At 45.2% G+C, this 22975-nt stretch carries 20 protein-coding genes; 9 read left to right on the top strand and 11 right to left on the bottom strand.

The window, feature by feature from the left end; genetic code table 11:
• Positions 1 to 152: 152 nt before the first annotated feature.
• On the bottom strand, positions 153 to 1052 hold the full coding sequence (argB, locus tag RLO19_RS09375; RefSeq protein ID WP_446334058.1) for an acetylglutamate kinase: 900 nt from the start codon (positions 1050 to 1052) through the stop codon (positions 153 to 155).
• Positions 1053 to 1378: 326 nt separating this feature from the next.
• Here argB and RLO19_RS09370 point away from each other — a divergent pair, with 326 nt between their 5' ends.
• Positions 1379 to 2176, top strand: a complete 798-nt coding sequence (locus tag RLO19_RS09370; RefSeq protein WP_446355807.1) for a hypothetical protein — start codon at positions 1379 to 1381, stop codon at positions 2174 to 2176.
• A gap of 504 nt (positions 2177 to 2680) precedes the next feature.
• Here the strand turns inward: RLO19_RS09370 and RLO19_RS09365 are convergent.
• From RLO19_RS09365 to RLO19_RS09350, 4 genes are all read right to left on the bottom strand, one after another.
• Entirely contained in the window at positions 2681 to 2905 is a 225-nt protein-coding gene (locus RLO19_RS09365) for a hypothetical protein (RefSeq protein ID WP_446355805.1), read from the bottom strand.
• Positions 2902 to 4665, bottom strand: a complete 1764-nt coding sequence (locus tag RLO19_RS09360; RefSeq protein WP_446355803.1) for a S8 family peptidase — start codon at positions 4663 to 4665, stop codon at positions 2902 to 2904. Before RLO19_RS09360 ends, RLO19_RS09365 begins: the two co-directional genes overlap by 4 nt.
• 58 nt (positions 4666 to 4723) lie before the next feature.
• Positions 4724 to 4885 carry a hypothetical protein gene (locus RLO19_RS09355; RefSeq protein WP_446355801.1) on the bottom strand — a complete coding sequence of 54 codons (162 nt, stop codon included), beginning with the start codon at positions 4883 to 4885 and terminating at the stop codon, positions 4724 to 4726.
• Positions 4886 to 4968: 83 nt separating this feature from the next.
• On the bottom strand, positions 4969 to 5574 hold the full coding sequence (locus RLO19_RS09350; protein WP_446336803.1) for an HD-GYP domain-containing protein: 606 nt from the start codon (positions 5572 to 5574) through the stop codon (positions 4969 to 4971).
• A 154-nt stretch (positions 5575 to 5728) separates the two neighbouring features.
• Between RLO19_RS09350 and RLO19_RS09345 the strand changes: the two genes are divergently transcribed.
• On the top strand, positions 5729 to 6520 hold the full coding sequence (locus tag RLO19_RS09345; RefSeq protein ID WP_446355799.1) for a YdcF family protein: 792 nt from the start codon (positions 5729 to 5731) through the stop codon (positions 6518 to 6520).
• A 68-nt stretch (positions 6521 to 6588) separates the two neighbouring features.
• On the opposite strand, the gene RLO19_RS09340 is transcribed toward RLO19_RS09345, so the two are convergent.
• The 3 genes from RLO19_RS09340 to RLO19_RS09330 all read right to left on the bottom strand — a co-directional run bounded on the left by RLO19_RS09340 (position 6589) and on the right by RLO19_RS09330 (position 7533).
• The gene (locus RLO19_RS09340; protein WP_446355797.1) at positions 6589 to 6858 is read right to left on the bottom strand and encodes a hypothetical protein; all 270 of its coding nucleotides are present in this window, start codon (positions 6856 to 6858) and stop codon (positions 6589 to 6591) included.
• Positions 6859 to 6872: 14 nt separating this feature from the next.
• Positions 6873 to 7046 carry a hypothetical protein gene (locus tag RLO19_RS09335; protein WP_446355795.1) on the bottom strand — a complete coding sequence of 58 codons (174 nt, stop codon included), beginning with the start codon at positions 7044 to 7046 and terminating at the stop codon, positions 6873 to 6875.
• 151 nt (positions 7047 to 7197) lie between these two features.
• Positions 7198 to 7533, bottom strand: coding sequence for a cupin domain-containing protein (locus RLO19_RS09330; protein ID WP_446355794.1), 336 nt, complete (start codon positions 7531 to 7533; stop codon positions 7198 to 7200).
• A 70-nt stretch (positions 7534 to 7603) separates the two neighbouring features.
• On the opposite strand from RLO19_RS09330, the gene RLO19_RS09325 reads away from it, so the two are divergent.
• Together RLO19_RS09325 and RLO19_RS09320 are read left to right on the top strand one after the other, a co-directional pair.
• Positions 7604 to 8128, top strand: coding sequence for a DUF3122 domain-containing protein (locus tag RLO19_RS09325; RefSeq protein ID WP_446355792.1), 525 nt, complete (start codon positions 7604 to 7606; stop codon positions 8126 to 8128).
• Between the two features lie 345 nt (positions 8129 to 8473).
• Positions 8474 to 9700, top strand: coding sequence for a family 10 glycosylhydrolase (locus RLO19_RS09320; protein ID WP_446355791.1), 1227 nt, complete (start codon positions 8474 to 8476; stop codon positions 9698 to 9700).
• A gap of 71 nt (positions 9701 to 9771) precedes the next feature.
• Here RLO19_RS09320 and RLO19_RS09315 read toward each other — a convergent pair whose 3' ends face one another.
• A complete protein-coding gene (locus RLO19_RS09315; RefSeq protein WP_446355789.1) occupies positions 9772 to 11793 on the bottom strand; it encodes a caspase family protein in 2022 nt (673 codons plus the stop codon).
• Between the two features lie 262 nt (positions 11794 to 12055).
• Between RLO19_RS09315 and RLO19_RS09310 the strand changes: the two genes are divergently transcribed.
• Together RLO19_RS09310 and RLO19_RS09305 are read left to right on the top strand one after the other, a co-directional pair.
• Positions 12056 to 12943 (top strand): hypothetical protein, encoded by an 888-nt coding sequence (locus RLO19_RS09310; protein WP_446355787.1) that lies wholly within the window; start codon positions 12056 to 12058, stop codon positions 12941 to 12943.
• A 52-nt stretch (positions 12944 to 12995) separates the two neighbouring features.
• Entirely contained in the window at positions 12996 to 13412 is a 417-nt protein-coding gene (locus RLO19_RS09305; protein WP_446336794.1) for a hypothetical protein, read from the top strand.
• A 387-nt stretch (positions 13413 to 13799) separates the two neighbouring features.
• On the opposite strand, the gene RLO19_RS09300 is transcribed toward RLO19_RS09305, so the two are convergent.
• Positions 13800 to 13988 carry a ribbon-helix-helix domain-containing protein gene (locus RLO19_RS09300; RefSeq protein WP_446355785.1) on the bottom strand — a complete coding sequence of 63 codons (189 nt, stop codon included), beginning with the start codon at positions 13986 to 13988 and terminating at the stop codon, positions 13800 to 13802.
• Between the two features lie 446 nt (positions 13989 to 14434).
• Between RLO19_RS09300 and RLO19_RS09295 the strand changes: the two genes are divergently transcribed.
• Both RLO19_RS09295 and RLO19_RS09290 read left to right on the top strand, forming a co-directional pair.
• Complete coding sequence (locus tag RLO19_RS09295) at positions 14435 to 17422, top strand: CHAT domain-containing protein (RefSeq protein ID WP_446355784.1); 2988 nt, start codon at positions 14435 to 14437, stop codon at positions 17420 to 17422.
• A gap of 683 nt (positions 17423 to 18105) precedes the next feature.
• A complete protein-coding gene (locus RLO19_RS09290) occupies positions 18106 to 21879 on the top strand; it encodes a CHAT domain-containing protein (RefSeq protein WP_446355782.1) in 3774 nt (1257 codons plus the stop codon).
• A gap of 183 nt (positions 21880 to 22062) precedes the next feature.
• On the opposite strand, the gene RLO19_RS09285 is transcribed toward RLO19_RS09290, so the two are convergent.
• On the bottom strand, positions 22063 to 22662 hold the full coding sequence (locus tag RLO19_RS09285) for a DUF2808 domain-containing protein (RefSeq protein ID WP_446355780.1): 600 nt from the start codon (positions 22660 to 22662) through the stop codon (positions 22063 to 22065).
• 175 nt (positions 22663 to 22837) lie between these two features.
• On the opposite strand from RLO19_RS09285, the gene RLO19_RS09280 reads away from it, so the two are divergent.
• Positions 22838 to 22975: helix-turn-helix domain-containing protein (locus RLO19_RS09280; RefSeq protein ID WP_446355852.1), on the top strand; the 138-nt coding region annotated here is incomplete at its 3' end.

Below are 22975 nucleotides of genomic sequence, written 5' to 3'. Positions count from 1 at the left end.
TACCAAATCATCGGGGCGGGTTTTACCGATAACGTTTTGTCGATGTCCGATAACTTGACTCGCGCCCGCCCCTCTAAGGGAAGCAATGTTCCAGACTAATATGGCACGTCTGGGAAGAATTTTGACTGGTGGATACTTGAAGCTAAGCAGTGCTAAGTCGTAAATTCAGATGCCACAATCATAGAACCAATTCCTTTATTGGTAAAAATTTCTAAAAGTAGGGCGTGGGGAATTCGACCATCAATAATATGAGCCGCCCGTACCCCCTGAGCCAGCGATCGCACACAACAGTTGACTTTAGGTATCATACCGCCAGCCACAACGCCCGATACCATTAACTCTCGTGCTTGTTGGATATCCAGCTTAGCCATTAGAGTGGAGGGGTCTTGGTAATCCTGCAAAATCCCAGGAGTATCGGTGAGCAAAATTAACTTTTCTGCTCCCAAAGCGGCTGCTATTTCACCAGCAACGGTATCAGCGTTGATATTATAGGCTTGACCTGTATCATCGGCTGAAACACTTGACACAACTGGAATGTAGCCACTTTTGACCAAAGAGTCCACCAGTTTAATATCAACACTGCTGACTTCTCCGACAAAGCCAATCCCCTTGCGCCCTTCTGGACGGGCTTTGATTAAATTCCCGTCCTTACCGCAAAGTCCCACGGCTAAACCCCCAGCCCGGTTAATCAAAGAGACTAACTCTTTATTCACTCGACCCACGAGAACCATCTCAACAACATCCATCGTAGGCGCATCCGTCACCCGCAACCCATCCTTAAATTGTGGTTCAATCCCCAACTTATCCAACCAGCTATTAATTTCTGGACCCCCGCCGTGAACCACGACGGGACGAACGCCGACACAGGATAAGAAGACAACATCCCGAATCACTTTATCTTTGAGGTTGCTATCCTTCATCGCCGCCCCCCCATACTTCACCACAACCGTCCTTCCGGCAAACTGCTGGATGTAAGGTAGAGCTTCACTGAGTATCTGCACACGGGTTGCTTCGGCTTCCCGGATTAAATCGTGATTGTTTTCTTTTGTCATCGACAGGAACTGGAAGATCAATAAGATATCCCAAGCAGTTTAGATCATTTCTTTATAAAATTCGCCGAGAAAACCCCATCCCAAAAGTGGGTGGGGCAGTTGACCTAAATATCTCCCCCTGCTTGCCATAGTTCCGATGGAACGTCTCTACTACCTCTGCGCTCCCATCCCTCTCTTCTCCTATTCTCCCTATTCGCCAAAATCATCCATGGGATAGAGTTCATCGCTACTCCACCAGAAAGATGCGTCGCGGCAAGAAAAGCCTTTGAATAAAGGGTGGAAGCCTTACTTCTAAGATTTGCTGACTATTCAGAGGACATTCATACATGTTTATTAAACACTATCGCAAAAGCTTACCTGCCAGTGCGATCGCCTTAGCGCTTATGGCTGTGCTACTTCCCTCCTGCGCCGACACCACGCAAGACGTTGTCACCCCAAGACAAGAGGAAGAAAACGTGACGGCGGAGGAAGTCGAGGAGAACACCGCACAACTCATCGGTCAAACCGTGACACTCAGAGGCGAAGTGAGACAGGTTCTGGATAATGTCTCCTTTACCATCTCAGAGGATGAGTTTTTTGGCGGTGATGAAATTATCGTGGTCAATACCTCAGGAGAACCCTTTACACTGCCCGAAGATGACGATATTGAAGTCCAAGTCATCGGTGAAGTGCGCCAGTTTAATATGGTAGAGTTTGAGGAAGAATTTGACTTAGACTTGCAAGTCGATACAGACTACGAAAACAAACCCGCGATTGTTGCCGAATCACTGGCACTTGCACCCAAACCCGGAGAAATTACCCAAAATCCTAGCCAATTCTACAATCAAACCGTGGCTGTAGAGGGTGAAGTGGAAGAGATTAGGAGTAATAATACCTTTACCCTCGATGAAGATCAGTTAGCGGGTGGCGGTGATTTGTTAGTCTTTACCCTAGTCCCACCGGAGAGCACCATGGTTGAAGGTGAAGATGTCGTCGTGACGGGTGAGATACGTCCCTTTGTCTCTGCTGAATTTGAGCGGGATTATGATTTAACCTGGGATTTGGATGTCAAACGCCAACTGGAAGCCGAATACGAGAATAAGCCTGTATTCATTGCTAAATCAATCTATCCCTCTGCTCAATAATATTTAGTCTGGTAGCATTGGTTATCTGAAGGGGTGGGTAATGAAGCGAACAGCTACCTGTAGGGGCACGGCATTGCCGTGTCCCTACTATATGTGGCGTTTGTGCGTAAGTCCTGATAAGTTGTGTCAAAGGGTAACTTCAGTTTAATGAATTGTGCCGCAAACAGGACTCAGTTCGTTAGCTTTACCTTTACCAGCCCCTTGTTTTTCAACCCTGATATCTGTAAGGCTGAGTCCCCACCAAACTAAATGGCTCTCCCGTACCTAGGGTGATAAGCAAACCTGATTATTCTTGGAAACTTGGCTGTGTCAGTTATAGCAACCGCCATAGCTGTTAGGACACATCATTTATGTAGAGACGCGCTTTTGAAGCGTCTCTACAATGGTGCCGAAAGTCCTAATCGATGTGTCTACTGCTATATCCCCCAAAAAGCAACTCTCCCGTAATTAATGTGATAAGTTTTTAGGTATCACATCAATTACGGGAGAGCCTAGATTTTTAGTTTAATCTATCACTTCAAAGGACTTTACTTCGAGGACAGGACCAATCATTGCTGTGGTCATTACATCTTCTCGCACTTCTCCTTTCACCTTCACGTTCAAGTTCGGTTGCTGTAACTCATCGGGGGCATCCTGAAGTTCATAGGTTTCTCCAGAATCGGCAACTAAAGCCCAAGCCCCCATGCCAATATCCTTGTGTTCGATTTTGCCTGTTACATTAATGCTCATGCAAATCTCCCTTCTTCTTTAGAGGCAAAATAGGCAAGTCCAAAGCACAGGAGAGCATTTGCCATTAAAAATAGACGCGCCCCAATGCCACTTCCTAGCCACAGAAGACTGGGAGACATTACCGCACTCACCGCCAAACAACTGGCAACACCCAAGGCTGAACCAATCGCCACCCATTTCCATTGGGGATGTCCCAGGAACAGTGCCACTAATATAAAGGGAATCAGCACGCTGGCAAAAATGGGATTTAATAACCCACTGCCTTGAATCGCTGTACCCAGTTCCGGAATCGAACTGCCCATGACTCGTAGGGGCCACTGGGGTAAGTCAAAGATATAGAAGCCGCGCAGGAAGAATAATCCTGAACTTCCAGCTACTAACCCCGTGGTCAAACTCCAGCCAAAGGACAAATAAGTCCGTAAGAACCACGCCAAGAGGTAGGAACCCAGAACCATGAGAACTTTCGGCAATAGCGCAACCGCACCGCCATCAATCCAGAACCGCAGATTCAGATAACCGTTATCGCGCAACCAACGGAAGAAATCGCGGAAGGTAATTTGTCCCTTCGTCGCTAATTTCACCGCACCGGCGGCATCTAATTGTCCAGCGCCAAAGTGGTTGAGGGGGTCATCTTCAACCCGGCGGCTGGATTGTTGGAGAACGCTGAATATTTCATCAGGATTATTGATTCCACTGGCTTTTACCAAAGCCGCTACCCCAGCAACGTGGGGGGCTGCCATACTGGTTCCCTGAAAGCCGGAAAACATGGCAGTTTTGGTTTTGGGATTAATGGTTTGTTGGACAATTTTACCCGCTTCACTACCACCAGGGGCAGAAATGTCAACCCCTGCACCGTAGTTGGAATAGGGGGCTTTTACGCCAGCGGAATCCACAGCGGCAACACCCAGAACATGGGGATAACGGGCAGGATAGGAGGCGGAATTTTGGTTGGCATTCCCTGCTGCGGCGATAATCGCGACGCCTTTGTTATAGGCATAGTCGATGGCTTCTTGCATGAGTTTACTTTCACCGCCACCGCCCAAGCTCATATTGATCACATCCGCGCCATTATCGGCGGCGAATTTAATCGCTTCGGCGATATCGGAAATCGTTCCACCGCCACCCGCACTTAATACTTTTAATGGCATGAGACTGGCTTCATACGCCACGCCAGCAACCCCGTAACTATTATTGGTGGATTGGGCAATGGTACCGGCAACGTGAGTCCCGTGACCATTATCATCGAAGGCGTCAACTCTATCGTTTACGAAGTCGTATCCTTCGACGAGTTTGGTATCTTTGAGATCACGAACTTGACTAATCCCGGTATCAATCACCGCGACTGTAATCCCACTTCCCCGCGTTTCATCCCATGCGGCTTCCACATTAATGCTGCGGAGATTCCATTGCTGGCTATAGTTGGGGTCGTTGGGAACAAAAAACGTACTGTAGATGTAGTTTGGTTCAATATATTCCGTGTCCTTTGCCAGTTCTGAGCGTTTGAGCTGACGCAGGAGTTGTTTATCGCCCTCCAAAATGTAAATATTGTCAACGTCAGAGAATTCGCTATTGAGTCGTGGGGTCACACCGTATTTTTGTGCGATCGCATCCACCTCGGCGCTAATCTCTGTGGCGGGAATATCTTCCCGGAAATCCAGCACAATTGAGCCAAATTCCCCTTGATTTGCCAACCCTTTAAAGTTGAGAAGGGCAAAACCTAGCCCAATGACAAACAAACACAGTAACAAAAACTTTTTCATTGGCAACCATCCGTATATCGTGCCAGTTTAACCTCTACCATAACTTATTGGTCATTTGTCATTTGTCATTTGTTACAACCTCTGGCGAAATCTGTTGCCACATTTGTTGTTTGTCATTTGTCCAAGCGTTTTCGCGCTCAAAACTCAGTTGGGGCGGGTTTAGGCACATCAGGGTGAGGTCAGAAAGGATAGTAGTAAAACCCGCCCCTACAACTGTCATAACTCTTCCCAGCTCCCAGACGTGCCATGGCACGTCTCTACATCCTCATCTTCCCCTGCTCCCCCAGATCCCCCAGCTTCCCGTCACCCGCCGCCTTGGTAGAACAGCTCCAGAAACCGGAAAAACTTCTCACATAAGTTGGGATCTCGTGCGCCGACTTCCATCTCCTTGGTAATCTCTTCTATGGCTTGCATCCAGTAGGGGCGATCGCTTGGGGGTTCATTCCGGGTACGATGGAGTCGCTTACTGATAATAGCATCAGCGATATTGACAAGCTGGAAAACTTGGACAATAAACGGAATTTCATCGCCCTCGAGTCCTTTGGGATAGCCGGTGCCATTGAGTCGTTCTTGATGAGATAGCACTAGAGGGACGAATTCTCTTAACACAGGAAGTTGCTTGCAGACTAAAGCAGACACTTCTGGATACTCGCGAATTTTTACCCAATCCTGTTCACTTAACGAACCGGGATTGAGTAAAATCGAGTCAGGAATGCTGAGTTTTCCTAAGCCATGACAGTAACTTAGGAAAACAAGCTGGCGCAGTTGGGTTTTATCTAGTTTCAGCCACCGTCCAAAATGTAAGCACATCGTTCGCAGACGATAGCAGCGTAGACCAGCGGTGACGTTTCGAGCCAGCTGGATTTGTTCAAGAAAATTTAAGATATCGGCGTCGCCGGGGCGAAGCATTCCACTTCAGAATAAGTCTAGGTTACTGTTATTGTTGCATTGTTTTTGAGGTTAGTGAGCCGCTTTATAGAGTAGAGGGCTTAATTGCTACATTCTTAACTTTACCACAAGGGCTTGATAAAATCTGAATTCTGTATTTTTAATTTCCTGCTGTATGTTTCTATTTTTCTCCAAGCTACTCCCCCTATTTGTATATCCATTAGGAGTCGCTTGCGTACTGATGGTTGTGGCGTTAGTCTTGTCCTGGAAACGTCCCCGTTGGGTTCCCATACCTATCGCCTTAGGATTGATTATCTTGTTAGTCACCAGTAACGGTTGGGTTGCCAATAGCATGGTTCAATCCCTAGAGTGGCAGCATATCCCCCCTAACGAATTACCCCAGGCGGAGGCAATCGTGGTTTTGGGGGGGGCAACTCGATCGGCTTTTCCGCCGCGCCCTGCACCGGATTTAAATGAAGCAGGCGATCGCGTTTTTTATGGGGCGCAGCTTTATCAGGAAGGGAAAGCGCCTTTAGTTATTGCTTCTGGGGGGCGGATTGAGTGGCGAGGTGGGGGTTCTCCGGAATCAGCAGATATGGCTGTAATCTTAGAAATGATCGGCGTTCCTCCCTCAGCTATTTTACAAGATCCTGCGTCACTTAACACCCACCAAAATGCTATCAATGTGCGGCAAATTTTACAGGAGGAAGGAATACAAAAGGTACTATTAGTTACCTCCGCTATGCACATGCCCCGCGCCCTACGGATTTTTCTGCGTCAGGGGATTGAGGCGATTCCAGCACCGACGGATTTTTTGGTCACTCAACAAGAATTGAATGAACCGAATAGTAGTCTAGCAGCTACTTTGTTGAATGGTTTGCCAGATACTCAAAATTTAGATAAGACTACCCGCGCGATCAAGGAATATATTGGTACAGCCGTTTATTGGCTGCGAGGATGGTTATAAAAATCTTGTAGAGACATTGCCTAAAATGTCTCTACAATCGGGAAATAAAATGATTTTATGACGCCGAATTAAGTGTCATCCGTTATAGTTCGCAATATTCTGGCAATATACTCCGCCCGCCACTTTTCCCGCTCTTGATCTGCTTTTTCATCAGGCTGATAGGTTTCAAGTTCTGCAATTGATAAAATACCTTTCGTTTCAACTAAACGCTCTATCGTGTCGAGACGTTCCCGTAAAACAGACACTTCACCCACTAGTGCCATGACGATGGCGAACAATTTGTCCAGTTCTGGGTGATTAAAATAAATAGGTCGTTTTCCTTTGGCTTTTCTCACCATCCTTATTCCCTTAATTATTTGCTCGCCGCCACAATAAACCAAGTTCCTCGATTACTCATATTTGTACCTTGAGACTGGTGAGTTGCTAGTTTAGTTTTCCATGCACCATTCGGGACAAAGGTTTGAATCACGTTATCTGCATCAAAACCTGCCTGAGTCACCACCTTGCTTAAATCTAAATCGCGCATGGCACTCCAGAATGGTTCATTGTTGTTTGCTGTTTCCCAATCATAGAACGAAGTTTTGGCGGGCTAACTCATCATGAGAGGGCACAGGCAGCATTGCATGTTTAAATTGTCGATCCATTACTTTACCTCTAATACTATGTGGTTATTTTGGTCAATTATTTTTCCATAGCGTTAACAAAAACGCCAGATTTTGTTCAGCCTTTAAAGCGTGGGGAGCATTAGCCTGCATTGAAATAAAAACGCCCGGTTCTAATGGAATCTCCTTACCCTCCAAAGTAAAGATACCCTTTCCTTCAATCACATTAATTGTAGCGTTACGAGGTGACGTATGTTCAGAAATACTCGTGTCAGCAGCTAGACAGAACAACGTGTGGTCACATTTGTCATCTTTATGAATAACTTTACTCAGTACACCCCCTTCAGGATATTCGATGCGATCGCGCAGTTGCAATGAAAAGGATGATTGGCTGGGAATTTGACCGGTCATGATGATTTTCTCCTATGGCACAATTTAACAATGTTCAAACTTCTTTGAGTTGGCTTTATCTCTAGCACTTATGGTTTATCCTATTCAACAATGCTTTTCCCAACTTCTAGCGCTTGGTAGATTCTTGCTGGTATTACTCCTGCTCCAAGCCACGTTCATAACTCCGCCAGCCGCCGCTGTACTTCGACAACACCAAGACGCGCCGGGAATTATGCGCTATCACTCTCAGGAGTCGTTGAAAGATGAATCAGGAAGAACTTGGCAGGTTGTGCTGTTTAAAACAATAATACCAGGTCAGACAACGCGCCTAAACCTGCGGTTAGTTGGCTTTCCAGGTATGGCTGAGTTTACCCATCCCCAATTCCTGGAAATCACCACAGCAGACGGTAAACTTCTCACCGCCGCCGATGTCTTTGCCCAAGCCGCACCTGCACCTAATGTTGGTCAGTATGATTTTACCGATGTCTTTGCCAAATTACAAGCTGATGAATCTCTGACTCTTTCCATACCCCTCAAAGGTGGACAACCCCTTTCCTTAATCATTCCTAAATCTTTGGTTATCGAGTGGCAATTGTTGCTCACAGAAATTCGGTAACCTCTAATTCACCGAATCTGTACGAGAAGCAGATTTTTTCCGATATTCCTCACCCTATTTTTAGCTTAACCTGACCTTGAGTGATGCCAAACCTGATTTTAATCCGATTTTTCTATGCCCCAAAAAAGAGATTTTTAAGTTAGACGCGATCGCGAAAAAGGGGACACAATAGAATTAGGGTCAACAAAGACGCGATCGCAACCGGAATCAGCCAACTCAGCCGTGGGTTAAGCTAGGGGTAGGGGGAAGGGATTTCTGTCAGTTGCGACTCACACCCCTAAGCCAACTGCAACGGGAATCTCTTTCTCCAAGCCATGTCATGATTAAACAATAACTAATGTTACCATGTCATCTAAAAAAGAAAACAAGGGATGTGGATGTACTTCGATACCCATTTCATTAATCCTCGTTTTGTTAGGAGTAGGTTATTGGGGCTTTAGGCATCTCGATCTCGTCGCGATTAGCCAATTTTTGCCAAATAATCCACTAACGAATCAACAACCCACGGCGGTTAATAATCAACAACCCACTCCGCCGCCATTACCTCCTGCGCCTATCCCCAACGCACCGATTGTTAATTCTCCCGTGGCGTCAGTTACTCCCACTCAGACACCGACAACCAGTCCCCAAGTTTCACCATTACCCCTACCCCCAAATCCATCACCATCACCTCAAACGCCTTGGCAGAAAAAAGAAATTCGGGGAATTTATTTAAGTCGATATCAAGCCACGAATAATGCTAGCGAAAAAATGATTCGCGAACGAGTTCGGTATTATCGCGCTCAAGGCATCAATACAATTATTCATGGCGTGTGGGGCAATGGTTGTACGATGTATAACAGTGAGGTCATGCAGCAAACCTTCGGATACAAAAGTTGTCCCAATAAATTCCAAGAGCAATGGTTAGACTGGTTAATTGATGAGGCACACAAGCAGGGAATGCAAGTTCACGCCTATTTTGAGAAGGGGATTAAACTCGATAAAAATAGTCCGATTTTTGACACAGCAATTTCCAAACGATGGATTGTGCCTGGAGTGGATAAAACCTATCCCGGCATTGATCACTACTTACTGGATGTGGAACTCCCAGAAGTCGGGAGTTTTTTCAAAAATATATTAGTCGAGTTTGTGCAAAAGTATCCCACTATTGATGCGGTTCAGTGGGATGATTACTTGGGTTATCATGCCGACTTACCCGGAAAAGTTGATCGCACGATTCATTTGACTACTTTTGTACAGCAAATGATCGCGGATATGAAGCAAGCTAACCCAAATGTTAGTTTCGATATTTGCCATCATAATCCGTATTGGGGTAAACGTTATTTTGCGGCAGACTGGGAAAATTGGAATGTTGATCGGGTTTTTATTCAAGTTTATAATGACGACAATTTTAAGGAGGAGTTAAATTATGCCGAAAACTATGCGGGAGTTGCTATTTCTGATCAGCAGTTTTCTCGCTTAAAAGAACTGGTTAACAACCCCAAAATTAAGAGTATTTTAGTCTTTCCAGCCTCAGGAAAACCCGAAGAGGCGGCGGCTTCTCTCAAAACCTTTACACATACAAGTAACTAGTACCCCGACAAAACACCAAAGTGTACGTCTATCAGAGTTGTGATTAGTGATAGGGAGAAGAAGGGAAGAGCTTACGGTTGACGATTCTGCCACCGTGCGATCGCCTGCTGCGCGGCTTGGTATGATGGAGTCCCCGGCGGAACTAAGGCGGCAGTTTGTCTAGCCAGTGACAACTGACCCCGCCATGCGCGGGAATTGGCGATTAAATAAATCTGGCGACTCCATTGGTTAATTAACTGTTGCGCTTGAGCATAACCCGGTTGACCGACGGGAATTTGACGCAAGGTATTAATCGCGCGATTATAAGAAGAGGCTTGATTTTGTCGCAGTTGCTGTTTAGCGGTTTGAATAAGCGCTTGGTTTTGCTGCTGCTGTTGGGCTTGAGTCTGCCAGGTTTTAACCGCCGACTGCGCCTGATTATAAATCGAGGGATAGGTAGAAGGAACTAATTTTGCCGCCGCGATCGCAGAAGCAAAATTCCCTTGTTTGGCACGTCCTTCGGCTAAATCGAGAATCACCAGACTCCAGCGCTGGATATCCTGTTGCGCCTCCTGGTAAAGGGGTTCATCGGGTTGAATTTTCTGGGCTTGGGCGATCGCTTGACTGAAGAGTGAGGCTTGATTGGGTTGGATTGTGCCTTTGGCTTGTGCCAAAATTCGTTGATTTGCTTGCATGGATTCTGGATCAGAGGGCGAGGGTGAGTCTAGGGGCTGTTCCCTGGGCTTAACCTCAGAAGTCGGTGCGATAGCCTGATTTTCCACGGGTGAGGGGGGAAGCGGCGAAGGGGTAGGTTCTGGTGAGGCGACGGGAGTTTGACCCACTGAACCGACAGTCTCTTCATCGGCGTTGGGTTGGGTTTCTGGTACAGACTCGATGAGCTGGGGACTTGTCCCAGTTTGGCGGTTGAGAATCCTGAGAGTGACTAGCATCAGTACCAAAACCAGTATTAGTCCACCCACTCGCAGCAGCCATTGTTTCCATTGATTGTCTGGCTTATCGTCCTGTGAAGCTGAATCAGGCGCTTTAACCAAAGCTTTTATTGACTGGGGATGTTCATCAAAACCCGTGGGTATTAACGAGTTGGTCGGTTTTTTGTCCGGTATGGCAACGGCATACTTGGAGACAGGGACTGTTGCGCCATTATTAGTAGAGGATTCCCCATAGGCTGACTTGCCATTTGTCGGGTCACCCGATGTTAATGTTGAGGCAATGGTTGTCGCCGTTTTCTGTTCGGCTGAAGCGGACAGGGAGAGGGGCAAAATGAGCTGTTTTCGGGTTGCCTCTGAAGGGATGATCATTAAAGGCGTCTGTATAGGTCGCCAGTGGTGTTGACTTAACTCCGGTAAGCGATCGCGTAAATACTGCTCTAAGTTTGCCAGGGTTAGATCCCTTTGATAGTAGCCCAGAGCTTCCAGTAACGCGGTGGTAAACAAACCATTCCGCAACGCCGTCGCTTCATGGGAAAATTGCCCCAGTTGACTCGAGAGGATCAGGGTAATTCCCATCTGACGGGCTAATTCCACAGTTTGGGCACCAACAGGTTTACCGGCTTGCAGTCCAGGCGATCGGTTAATATCCAGCAGAACCAGCAAGTTTTCATCCCCTTGAGGCTGAAGAGAACTCAGGAGCGATCGCATTGATATCCCAGTCCGAGGAATATCCTGTGGATTCCCATCAATGGGCATCAGGTAATCGGTTTGTTGCCAACAGACACCATAGCCACTGAAAAAGAACCACCGCCAACCCCTCGACGAGGAATTTTTGCCGTTCGTCGGGGAGGGTTGGCGAATCGCGTCCAGCCAGCGCCAAATATTGTCCTGAGTGGGATAGGTGGATTGGCGATCAATCAGGGGTGAATGATCGGTTAGTAATAAATAATCCTGGGATGACCCCTCCGCTTGCTGCACCAGAAACTGCCACAAGGCTTGAGCATCCGCCTGTCCATAGTTCAAGGGCGGTAAAAACTGATAGCGATTGATGCCAATTGCAACACAAGCGTAATTTGCCATGGGGAGAGGGTTTTCGACGTTGGCGGCGGGAACTTGGTCAGGTTTGCTATCGTCTTGTATGACTAATGTTTCAGTCTTGATCAAGACGTTTTGGACACAATCATTCTATTACTTCCCTTACCCTTGCGCCAGGATAACCCTCAAATCGTCTCCAACGGGAAGATTTAATCAAAATCTGCCTTTGCAGGGTTTGCAGCAGTCGCGCAAATACCTAGATTTACCGATAATCGACAAGGGAGGTTTTGGCTGAAAAATCTATGGGTCGGTGGTTGTCGATAGGGGTGAAGCTGTTGACTCCTCGGATAAATCTCTGTAAGATACACAAATAATAGGTTTTACTCCTGTCATGACCCAAGGCGAATCCCGCACTTATGTCACTACAACAACCAACCCTTGGGCGGTGGCGTTTTTGAATGACGCGGCGACACTCGGCTATGATGCTAAGATTGAGTGCCTAAAGCTACTTTTAGAGCAAAAGCCTCCCAGTAAGTCAAAGCTTAATACTCAACTACAGCAAAACCACAACATCAACAAGCGACAAGCGAACAGTATTATTGCCTATGTTGAAGGCGCAGTTAAGTCGGTCAAAGAATGCCGTAGCAATCATCTAGAGGAACTTCAGGGCAAACTCAAACACGCAACGGAAGTTATTAAGAATTTAGAAAAAAAAATTAAAGCGCACTCCTATTATCTGCAAGCGGTAGAACAGGTAAACCGAGGGAAAAAGAAGAAAGTGCCAAAGTCCCTCAAACCCAAATACCCAGACGCTTGCCCCATGCGGTGCGCTCATCATTTAACTCTGTTCAGGCAAGCCCAAGTTAAACTTCATCAAAAGAAACGGTACACCCACAAGTTGAGGCAAAAAATCGCCCAGAGCAAAACCGCTCCTGTTCACGTAAATCTGGGCAATAAATATACCGTGGAGATGATTGGTTCCAAAGACGAATCTTACGGGAATCAGATTTGCCAGTTGGATCTAATTGGGAAGTTCCTTCATATTCGAGTTCCTTATGGCCTAGAAAAGCGATATGGAAAATACATCCAATGGACGATTCGATTACCCAAACATGGGACAGACTTATTGGCAACAGCTTGGTATAACCGACAAGCCTTAACCTATCGATTCATCCAGAAAAGTTTAACGGAGTGGGAAATCCATATCACTTTTGATGTTGAACCCGCTCCCAGGATAAGTGCCCCCGTTTTGCATAGATATTTTTTAGCGGTTATCTGATCAAGCTTGTGCTGTTAAAATTTCTGTTTCATTCAACTCCTCGTCTACCCCAATGATCCAGTCAATTGCCCGAAAACAAATTGCGCCCCTCGGTTTATGGGTGTTGTTCGGTTGTACCAGTATCAGTTGGCTGATGACAGCCGCGATCGCTCCTGAGATGGCTTGTGCTTACACAGCGCGAGTGGAAGTGCCTCTGAACAGTCAGCCAGAGGAAACTTACGCCAACTTTCTCCGCCGCGCTGAAGCCGTTGCTCGAGCCGCCGCACAACGCAGTTTCGATGGCGATATTTTGGTCACTGATGTCGCCGTGACGATTGTTGGGCAACATAATAACGCGATCGCCCCCATTTTGTTGCTACAAGTGAGTCGTCAGAACTGGAAACGACGTCCTATTGTTTCGTTTTGGGCAACCTATTTCCCTGGAACTCAATCCCTGCTAGAGTTTAACCAGCCAGTCCAGTCGAACTAGCCCGCCTAGCCTCAGCCTAATCAGTAAACAGAGAGAGGGCTTGTGCATCATGTTTGAGATCGCGTGCTAGTTCCTCAAACATCATACCCAAGCCCTAAACCATTCAGGTTCTGATTTGTCCCTACATGCTATTGTGTCTTCTGAGGATGGGTTCTAGCCTCAGCAAAACTTCTTAATCTTTTACGTCAATTGGCTGATAGATGGTTATCCAAAACTTTGACCCCATCGAGAGTACAATCAGTTAACACTGTTTGACTGGTAGGGAATCACCGTCCTACAAGGACGGTGAGGATGTCAAATTTTGAACTTTCAGAACTCACCGCGACCATAAACTACCGCCACAAAACAAAACTGCCCAACCTGTCGGCTTTTTTCGCGCCGGCTTCACTAATTCGATTGGTTTTGTTGTTGTTGACGCTCTTTGACAGCCTGAGTTAACAAATAGGTCGCTAGGCTACTCAGTGACCGACTTTCTTCCTCTGCCCACTGTTCTAAGGCTCTCTGGATTTCTTCCGGTAGATAAGCCGTGACCCGCCCTTTTAGTTTCATCAGCCCTAAATCTTCATGCTTCAACATATTCCAGTATATAATTTTTCACTGTTTATTGCACAATCTAAATTTGTTATACATTAAAATAATACACTTTGACCTAAACTCTGCCTGGGAGAGAAGCGAGTACGAGCAACACTCAACCTGGATAGTGGAAAACTTGTGCGGCGAAGGTTCAGTCATCCGAAAATTGCCAAGATATCCACGGGACAAATTCAGCCAAAGGGGATGCGCCTCAAAAGTCCCCCAAGTCTGATAATTATTTATAATATTTTTAGGGGCGACTAAAAAAACGATATCGCACTTTAATTCTAGGGCTGTAGCTTCATAAAAAATCTATTTTATTAAGCTTAGATGAAGTAGAATTCAGAACCAAAAGTAATCTATTAATTGCTAAAATATGAGGAAACCCAAGAGCTGATAAAACCGTCATAAATTCTGATTACTCCTGACCCTAAAATAGGCAACAACCAATGACATACAAGATGAACATAACAGTATTGACAAATTACTGGCTGGTGGTTGCCAATCTATTCGCCATGACCAAGAAAAAAGGTAAACGAATCCAGTATCTACTGTTGACGTTACTCCTAGCGGGTTTACCAACGGGGGGGTTAGCTCAATCAGTTGTTGAAGCGCCAGATGGGACGGGAACGGTTGTCACATCCAATGGCAATCAGTTTGACATCACTGGCGGGCAACCCTCTGGGGATGGCGCAAACCGTTTTCATAGCTTCAGCGAGTTTGGTTTAGACGCGAACCAAACCGCTAATTTTATTTCTGATCCTAGTATCAAAAATATTCTGTCTCGTGTGACAGGTGGCGACCCTTCCGTCATTAATGGGTTGCTGCAAGTGACTGGAGGAAATTCTAATCTATTTTTAATGAATCCTGCGGGTATTGTATTTGGTGAAAATGCCCAACTTAATGTTCCCGCATCCTTTACCGCTACAACCGCTACGGGTATTGGCATTGGAGATAATTGGTTTAATGCGATCGGGTCAAATGACTATACGGCTTTAGTTGGAGAACCTAACGCCTTTGCCTTTTCAACATCTCAGACACCAGGAGCCATTGTCAACGCGGGGTTAGAAGTAGAAGAGGCACAAAGCTTAAACTTATTCGGTGGCACCGTAGTTAGCACTGACAACTTGGAAGCACCCGAAGCAGAGATTACCATTGCCACTGTTCCTGGAGAGAGGATACTGCGGATTAGTCAGCCCGGAAATGTGCTGAGTTTAGAGGTTCAGCCATCGGCTTCTGTACCCCTTACTCCCCTAACTTTACCGCAGTTATTGACAGGTAGTGGTCAAATTCCTGGTCTAGAAGTGGATAGTGATGGACAAGTAACACGAGTGGGATCTAATATTCCAACCCAAAATGGTATTCCAATCCAAAATGGGGATATCAATGTCGGGAATATCGACACGTCTGTTACTGGCAGAGATGATGCTGGTTCCGTCGTATTATCTGCTCAAAGCAATCTTACTGTTGGCGATATTACTACAACAGCCGTGGGTCAAGGTGATTCTGGAAATGTAACGTTGTCTGCTCAAGGCAGTATCTACCATGGCACCATAGATGCTACTCATACAGGTAATCCAGGTCAGGGTAATCAAGGTGTGGGTGAGGGTGCTATTACTTTAACAACACCAGGAGAGACTACAACCGAAACAGGTTTTGTGGAAGCCGACAATCTAGGTGTGACCATTATTGAGCCTATCAATAACAACGATGATGATAATGATATGGATGATAACATCGACGATGATGATGATGGCATCGACGATGATAATGATATGGATGATAACATCGACGATGATGATGATGGCATCGACGATGAAAAAGAGCAAAATTTACCTCAAGTCCTAATCTATCAAAGATCGATAATTGATGAATTCCCTTCAAAGGATATACTTCCTAATCAAAACTATACTCCCGGTAATATTTTAACCGTTGATGCAGATGCTACTCCGACTACAGTTTCAGATAGTGAAGATTCAGGCACGAGTACCCCAACGACTGCTAATGAGGGGAATCAATCCCCAACTGGCGGCAATCAATCTACTGCCACCCAAGAGCCATCCAACACAAACAGTTCTGCCAATTCAACTCAAACAAATCCTGTCGGTGAGATAGACAACAACCAATCTACTACAACCCAAGAGCCATCCAACCAAAACCCGCCAATAGATTCAACTCAAACGAATTCTGTGGCTGAGTTTGAAGAAAAATTCACGCGGCAATTCGAGGAATATTTAGAGCTACCGGGAGATATTTCCCTGAGAACCCTAGCAGAAAGCCGGGAAATTCTCGCTAATACTGAAAAATCAACTGGAGCTAAACCCGCACTCATCTATGTCGGTTTTGCTCCCCAAACGATTGCTACTGATGAGGCAACAAATCTACCCTTCCCAACTCCAAGTCCTCAAGATCAGTTAGAAATACTGCTGGTAACTGCTCAAGGAACCCCAATTCGCAAAAAAGTAGAAGGAGTAACCCGTGAGCAAGTCCTGAGAGTTGCTAATGAATTTCGTTTGCAAGTCACCAATGTTCGTAGCCAAAAGGGTTATGTCGTGCCGGGACAGCAACTCTATAACTGGTTGGTGAAGCCGTTGGAAGATGAATTCCAAGGTCAAGGAATCGAAAATCTCATTTTCCTCCTCGATACTAACTTGCGCTCCGTTCCTTTGGCAGCACTTTATGATGGTGAACAGTTTCTCATCGAAAAGTACAGTGTTGGCTTAATGCCAAGTATTAGCCTCACCGATACTCGTTACCAGCCTGTTACCAATTTGGAAGTTCTGGCAATGGGAGCATCACAATTTACTGATCAACAATCATTGCCGGCTGTGCCAGTGGAGTTATCAGAAATCAGCCAAGATATATGGCGAGGTAAATCATTCCTCAATGAAGCGTTTACACTAGAGAACCTAAAAGAACAGCAAAAACGTCAGCCCTTTGGCATGATTCATCTGGCAACCCATGCTAATTTTGTGCCAGGAGAACTGAGTAACTCCTATATCCAATTTTGGGATAGTAAACTGCGACTGAATGAACTGTCTCAGTTAGGCTTAAACAACCCAACGGTAGAACTATTAGTTCTAAGTGCTTGTCGCACGGCGTTGGGAAATGAGGAAGCTGAATTAGGCTTTGCTGGGTTGGCAGTTAAAGCGGGGGTTAAGTCGGCGATGGGTAGTTTGTGGTATGTGAGTGATGAAGGAACCTTGGGATTGATGACTGAATTTTATCAGCAGCTCAAACAAGCTCCGATTAAAGCAGAAGCCATACGCCAAGCTCAATTAGCCATGCTCAAAGGGCAAGTTTATACAAAAGATGGAGAACTGATTACAACTGAGGAAATGATGTCTTTGCCACCAGAACTTGCCCAGTTAAGAGACCAAACTTTTGAACATCCTTACTACTGGAGTGCTTTCACAATGATTGGTAGTCCCTGGTAAGCCAAAGAATGGAGTATAAAGGTCACAGGTTCTTATCTAGGGGCAGGTTGAGGCACTCAAATAAGCTTGTTCCCGAATAATTTTGACCTGATTCAATTGAAACAGTAGCAATTATAGATTGCCTAAATGAAATTTATGGCACACATCGGGGCGCTCCTACACATAATCTGTGTTGCACTGACCAAAAATCCTATACATTTTACAAAAATAAAATATTGAGCCGATTTAAATTAAATTTTGATAAAGTTCATGAACTTGGCTAGGAAAATGTTATAATCAAAAAAACATTGTTGTTTAGATAGTCGGGGAATTAATAAAGCTACTTGATGTTGGATTTCTGCATCTAACAATTCTCAGCTTAATAGCTTAGGTAAACTCACTGATGAAAATTGGCAGAATATTTCCTGGCAGTGAAAAGGTATCCGGAAAGAACTCATAACTCTTGAAGGATTAAGTGAATTCATTAGCAACGGTGTGAGAAAGAGCTGTAAAAACTGAAATTAATTCAGTCAATTCAAGGGTTTCCATTCGATACCCCGATAACCTCTACCCTTTTTTATCGTTTTGTTCTCTAAAAGCAAAGAAAATTCGGTGAAGGTTGTTCAAATGTAAGTCAAGGTTGAATTGACTCAATCTAGCCTTAAGTTATCAGGCTGCAACCCATGAATCAGAGGAAAATAGCTGTGTGGTTGACAAAGCATGGATGGCAAGTTATTAAACTATTGAAGTGGCTAACAGAAAACAGTAGTATAAATAACCTTTTACTGGGGATATTAGTTGTGGCTTTTTCCCCCACTGGAGTTAAAGCACAATCCGTTGTGCCAGCGAATGATGGAACGAATACTCAAGTCAACTCTAGTGGTGACCAATTTAATATTACTGGCGGTCAAACCTCTGGAGATAGTGCTAATGTTTTTCACAGTTTTAGTGAATTTGATTTAAACGCAAACCAGACGGCTAATTTTATAACGAATCCCACTATCCAGAATATTTTATCCCGTGTGACGGGGGGAAATGCTTCACTGATTAACGGGTTGATTCAGGTAACAGGGGGCAATTCTAATCTGTTCTTGATTAATCCGGCTGGGATTGTGTTTGGTCAAAATGCGCGGTTAGATGTACCTGCATCCTTTACGGCGACGACGGCGACGGGGATTGGGTTTGGGGAGAATTGGTTTAGTGCGATCGCGTCTAATGATTATACCTCTCTTGTCGGTCAGCCAAACGCTTTCACGTTCAATACTTCCCACCCTGGGGCGATTGTTAATGGGGGTAATTTGAATGTTGGCAAAGACTTAAGCTTAATTGGTGGTACAGTGGTGAGTACAGGGAACCTTGAAGCCCCAAATGGACAGATTACCATTACCACAGTCCCTGGTGAAAGTACTGTCCGCATCAGTCAACCTGGACATTTGCTGAGTCTCGAAGTTCCGGCGGAAGATACACCGATTACTCCTCTATCTTTACCGCAATTGTTGACTGGTTCCGTTGAGGTTCCAGAACTTGAAGTGAATAGCAATGGAACGGTAGCACTTTCAGCGTCGGGTATGCCGATTGAAAATGGGGATATCGTTGCTAAAAACGTGATTTCTCAGACAGCAACCTTATCTGCACAGCATAACTTAACCTTGGTTGAGAGTCAGTTACAAACCACAGGTGACTTAAATTTATTGGCACAAGATACGGTGCGCGTGCGAGATAGTGCGACGAATCCCTTCCTTGCCCAAGCTGGGGGAAATATTTATATTCAAGGGAATAATACCGTCGATATTTTGGCATTAAATCATCCCCAAACCCCTTTTCAAAGTGGCGGTAATCTCAGCTTAGTCAGCGATGGAGATATTTCTGGCGATGCTCATTTTACCAGTGGGGGAAGTTTTTCGATTCTGAATTTAGCAGGTAATCCCGGTAACTTTTTTAGTTATTTTGATCCGATTATTAGTTCCAATGGTGATGTCACATTCGGTAATTATACGGGTGTAGCCCTTAAAATAGAGTCTACGGGCAGTATTACTGGTGACAATATCAAAATTACCGGACCTGATACGTCTTTAGTCGGTTCTGATCCTGATATTGCAATTTTGACCAGTTTTCCAGCTTTAATATTGCGGGCGGGATTGAACTCATTAACCAATTCTCCTAATATTTCAGGACAAACAGCTTTTACCTCGACAGGAGTCACTTCATCGCCCGGAAACATTAATGTCAACAATGTCGATACATCAAATACAGATCAACAAAACTCAGGCGGTGCTGGTCCTGTAATAATGCAGGCTTCTGGTGATATTACGACGGGCAGTATATCCACTAGCGATCAGGGATTGGGTAATGCGGGTTTAGTCAGACTGCAGACTCCTGGCAATATTACTATCAACGGTAATATTAATACAAGCGATCAGAGTGATGGAGATTCAGGTTCTGTCGAGTTATTGGCGACGTCTGGTAATATTACAATTGGCGATGTTTCAACCAGCGATCAAAGCCAAGGGAATTCAGGTTCTATTGACTTAACCTCTGGGGGTAATATTCTCGCGGGTAGTATAGATACAGGTGAGTTTGGACCGGGTAATTCTGGTAGTATTACCTTAGTTGCTGGGGGTAACATTACCCATGGAGCTATCAATCAAAATGCCCAACCTCCTGGCTCTCAAGGTCAATTTACTAGCAGCCCCAATACAGTTATCACTGCTCCAGGGATAAATCCAGGGACAACCCCCGGTACAAATCCAGGGACAACTCCCCTAATTTCTCTGCCAAATAACCTAATTATAGACATACTACAAGTTATTGTTGATAGGGACGAAGATCTACTCATTGATCCGGAGCAACCTATTTCTGGAGAAGAAACCCCAATTATCACTTACACCAGAACTCCCATTAACCCAGAAGGTAATCAAGATAACTCAGATGATACTAATACCATTCCCCCAGAAGATAACTTAGAGAATCCTGAGGATACAACCTCCATTAACCCAGAAGATAATCTGAGTAATCCCAGCGATACGACTCTCTCTGAACCAACAACTCAACCAATTAACTCAACTAATCCTAGTCATAGGGAAACCCCTAGTAATCCATCTGTCTCCGCTGAAACCCCATCTAATGAAGGGAATAGCAATTCATCCACCCCCGCTAACAACTCATCCAGCGAAGCCTCATCATCAGGGACTTCTGACTCATCCCTCCAATCCGTTGACGCCTCAGAGGAAAACTTTACTCGGCAATTTGTAGACTATTTAGGCTTACCCACTGATATTCCCTTAGTTACTCTCGCCCAAAGCCGAAATATTCTCGGCAACATCGAGAAAACTACAGGAGTTAAACCAGCATTGCTTTATATCAGTTTTGTTCCACAAGAAAGTTCTAATCAGGCAGAAAATCCATCATCTTCAAGCCAAAATTATCCTACCAAAACCCGCAATCCTGAAGACCAAGTAGAATTACTACTCGTTACCTCTAATGGATTACCCATTCGCAAACGACTGACGGGAATCACTCGCCAACAAGTTCTCAAGGTTGCGGATCAGTTTAGGTTAGAAGTTACCAATGTTCGCAGTCGCCAAGGCTACATGCTGCCCGGAAAACGACTCTATGATTGGCTGGTTGCTCCCATGGAAGCAGAACTGCAAGCTCTAGGTATCGAAAATGTAACGTTTATAGTAGATTACGGTTTACGCTCTATTCCTATGGCGGCTCTTTACGATGGGCAACAGTTTTTGATTGAGAAATATAGTGTTGGCTTAATGCCGAGTTTAAGCCTAGTCAACCCGAACTACAAACCCATTGAAAACATGGAAGTTTTAGCTATGGGTGCTGCAATATTTACTGACCAAAAGCCCTTACCTGCGGTTCCCGTAGAATTATCAGAAATTACCCAATCTCTGTGGCAGGGCAGATCTTTTCTCAACGATGCTTTTACCCTAGAAAATCTAAAATCACAACGTCAGCAGCAACCCTTTGGCATTATCCACTTAGCCACTCATGCTAATTTCCAATCTGGAGCACCGAATAATTCTTATATCCAACTTTGGGATAGGAAGCTGCGACTCAATCAATTACCTCAGTTAGATTGGAATAATCCCCCCGTCGAATTATTAGTCCTCAGTGCTTGTCGCACCGCTTTGGGGAATGAGGAAGCCGAATTGGGTTTTGCTGGATTAGCGGTTAAAGCGGGTGCAAAATCAGCCGTAGGAAGTTTATGGTATGTCAGTGATGAGGGAACTCTAGGATTAATGAGCAAACTCTATCAAACCCTCAAACAAGCCCCAATTAAAGCAGAAGCACTGCGACAAACTCAACTGGCAATGTTGCAGGGACAAGTTTATCTCGAAGGGGGTCAACTGGTTGCGGGTGATAAATCAATCTCGTTACCGCCAGAATTAGTTAGACTCGGAGACGTAAACTTTGAACATCCTTATTACTGGAGTGCGTTCACTATGATTGGTAGTCCTTGGTAATTTGTCTTATGTCTTATGTCATTCGTTATTCGTTATTCGTCATTTGATCGGGGCGGGTTTTGCCACCAAGCTAGGGATAACAATCAATATTAGTCCCATTACCCGCCCCTACAGATAGACGCTTCTGGCATCACGTCTGCAACATGACTCCCCTATCTGTCTCATCTCCCCATCACCCCCTATCTAGCAGAATCCCCATCGACAAGATGTTCGTTCATAAAAGTGCAATCGTCCCACACCCAGATATAATCCATAGGGTTTTTCTCCTGCTGGAAAAGCAGTGACACCAAATAAATAAACTCCGCCCCAATAGGGATTATGCTGTGGCTGAAGACCAATAGTAAATGTGGTTCCTGGAGGAATTGGTTTGGCAAAACTAACAGAAACCGTTTGGGTTGCATCATCTCTGTTTACCGATTGCAACGGCAATTGTTCGCCTTTATTTCGAGCGGTTCCGGTAAATGCTAAAGTATCATCAAGTCGAAAACGGATAGTTTCGCTTCCTTCCCGTTGGCTAATTGTCACTTTCTGCAAGGGTTCACCTGCATTCTCTGGAAGTTGCAGGGTGAAATAATATTTGGCACCCCATACTCCCACATGGTTAAACGTGGTGAACACATTAATCAAGCGCGGTGATTTTTCAAAGGAAACGGTACCATCGGCTTGCTCAACAGCATGAATTGGGGCAATTGGCATTCCCCACAGACTTGCTGTACTCAGGGTTAGAGCGATGAGAGTGGAAAGGCGCATAGAACAAAGCAATGTTAGCCCAACTACTGCCATGGGCTACTTACTTTTTATCTTAGCAGGGGTTTGGGGAGTCGTAAGACCCACGCTGTAATCTGTGATTCAGCGCTCTTGATACACGACTCCCCAAGGTTAATTTAGGTAACTCAATGTTGCCTAAATTAACATTTATAGCTAGGCAGCTCTCTGATAAATGTCTTATGATAGGGGTATGCTGACATTTAACTATTGCTACCGAATCTACCCAGATGCCACTCAAGAAAAACGGTTGATTGAGTGGATGGAAATTTGCCGCAGTGCCTACAACTATGCACTGGGGGAGATAAAGGATTGGTGCAATAGCCGCAAA

It is taken from the genome of Coleofasciculus sp. G2-EDA-02 (genome assembly GCF_040226375.1).
Classification (GTDB): Bacteria; Cyanobacteriota; Cyanobacteriia; order Cyanobacteriales; family Coleofasciculaceae; genus Coleofasciculus.
The sequence above is the reverse complement of the archived record's forward strand: the minus strand, read 5'-3'. Positions and strand labels throughout refer to the sequence as shown.

Coding starts and splice junctions, on each gene's coding strand:
- argB (WP_446334058.1), bottom strand. CDS start 1,052: ATGACAAAAGAAAACAATCACGATTTAATCCGGGAAGCCGAAGCAACC.
- RLO19_RS09370 (WP_446355807.1), top strand. CDS start 1,379: ATGTTTATTAAACACTATCGCAAAAGCTTACCTGCCAGTGCGATCGCC.
- RLO19_RS09365 (WP_446355805.1), bottom strand. CDS start 2,905: ATGAGCATTAATGTAACAGGCAAAATCGAACACAAGGATATTGGCATG.
- RLO19_RS09360 (WP_446355803.1), bottom strand. CDS start 4,665: ATGAAAAAGTTTTTGTTACTGTGTTTGTTTGTCATTGGGCTAGGTTTT.
- RLO19_RS09355 (WP_446355801.1), bottom strand. CDS start 4,885: ATGACAGTTGTAGGGGCGGGTTTTACTACTATCCTTTCTGACCTCACC.
- RLO19_RS09350 (WP_446336803.1), bottom strand. CDS start 5,574: ATGCTTCGCCCCGGCGACGCCGATATCTTAAATTTTCTTGAACAAATC.
- RLO19_RS09345 (WP_446355799.1), top strand. CDS start 5,729: ATGTTTCTATTTTTCTCCAAGCTACTCCCCCTATTTGTATATCCATTA.
- RLO19_RS09340 (WP_446355797.1), bottom strand. CDS start 6,858: ATGGTGAGAAAAGCCAAAGGAAAACGACCTATTTATTTTAATCACCCA.
- RLO19_RS09335 (WP_446355795.1), bottom strand. CDS start 7,046: ATGCGCGATTTAGATTTAAGCAAGGTGGTGACTCAGGCAGGTTTTGAT.
- RLO19_RS09330 (WP_446355794.1), bottom strand. CDS start 7,533: ATGACCGGTCAAATTCCCAGCCAATCATCCTTTTCATTGCAACTGCGC.
- RLO19_RS09325 (WP_446355792.1), top strand. CDS start 7,604: ATGGTTTATCCTATTCAACAATGCTTTTCCCAACTTCTAGCGCTTGGT.
- RLO19_RS09320 (WP_446355791.1), top strand. CDS start 8,474: ATGTCATCTAAAAAAGAAAACAAGGGATGTGGATGTACTTCGATACCC.
- RLO19_RS09310 (WP_446355787.1), top strand. CDS start 12,056: ATGACCCAAGGCGAATCCCGCACTTATGTCACTACAACAACCAACCCT.
- RLO19_RS09305 (WP_446336794.1), top strand. CDS start 12,996: ATGATCCAGTCAATTGCCCGAAAACAAATTGCGCCCCTCGGTTTATGG.
- RLO19_RS09300 (WP_446355785.1), bottom strand. CDS start 13,988: ATGTTGAAGCATGAAGATTTAGGGCTGATGAAACTAAAAGGGCGGGTC.
- RLO19_RS09295 (WP_446355784.1), top strand. CDS start 14,435: ATGACATACAAGATGAACATAACAGTATTGACAAATTACTGGCTGGTG.
- RLO19_RS09285 (WP_446355780.1), bottom strand. CDS start 22,662: ATGGCAGTAGTTGGGCTAACATTGCTTTGTTCTATGCGCCTTTCCACT.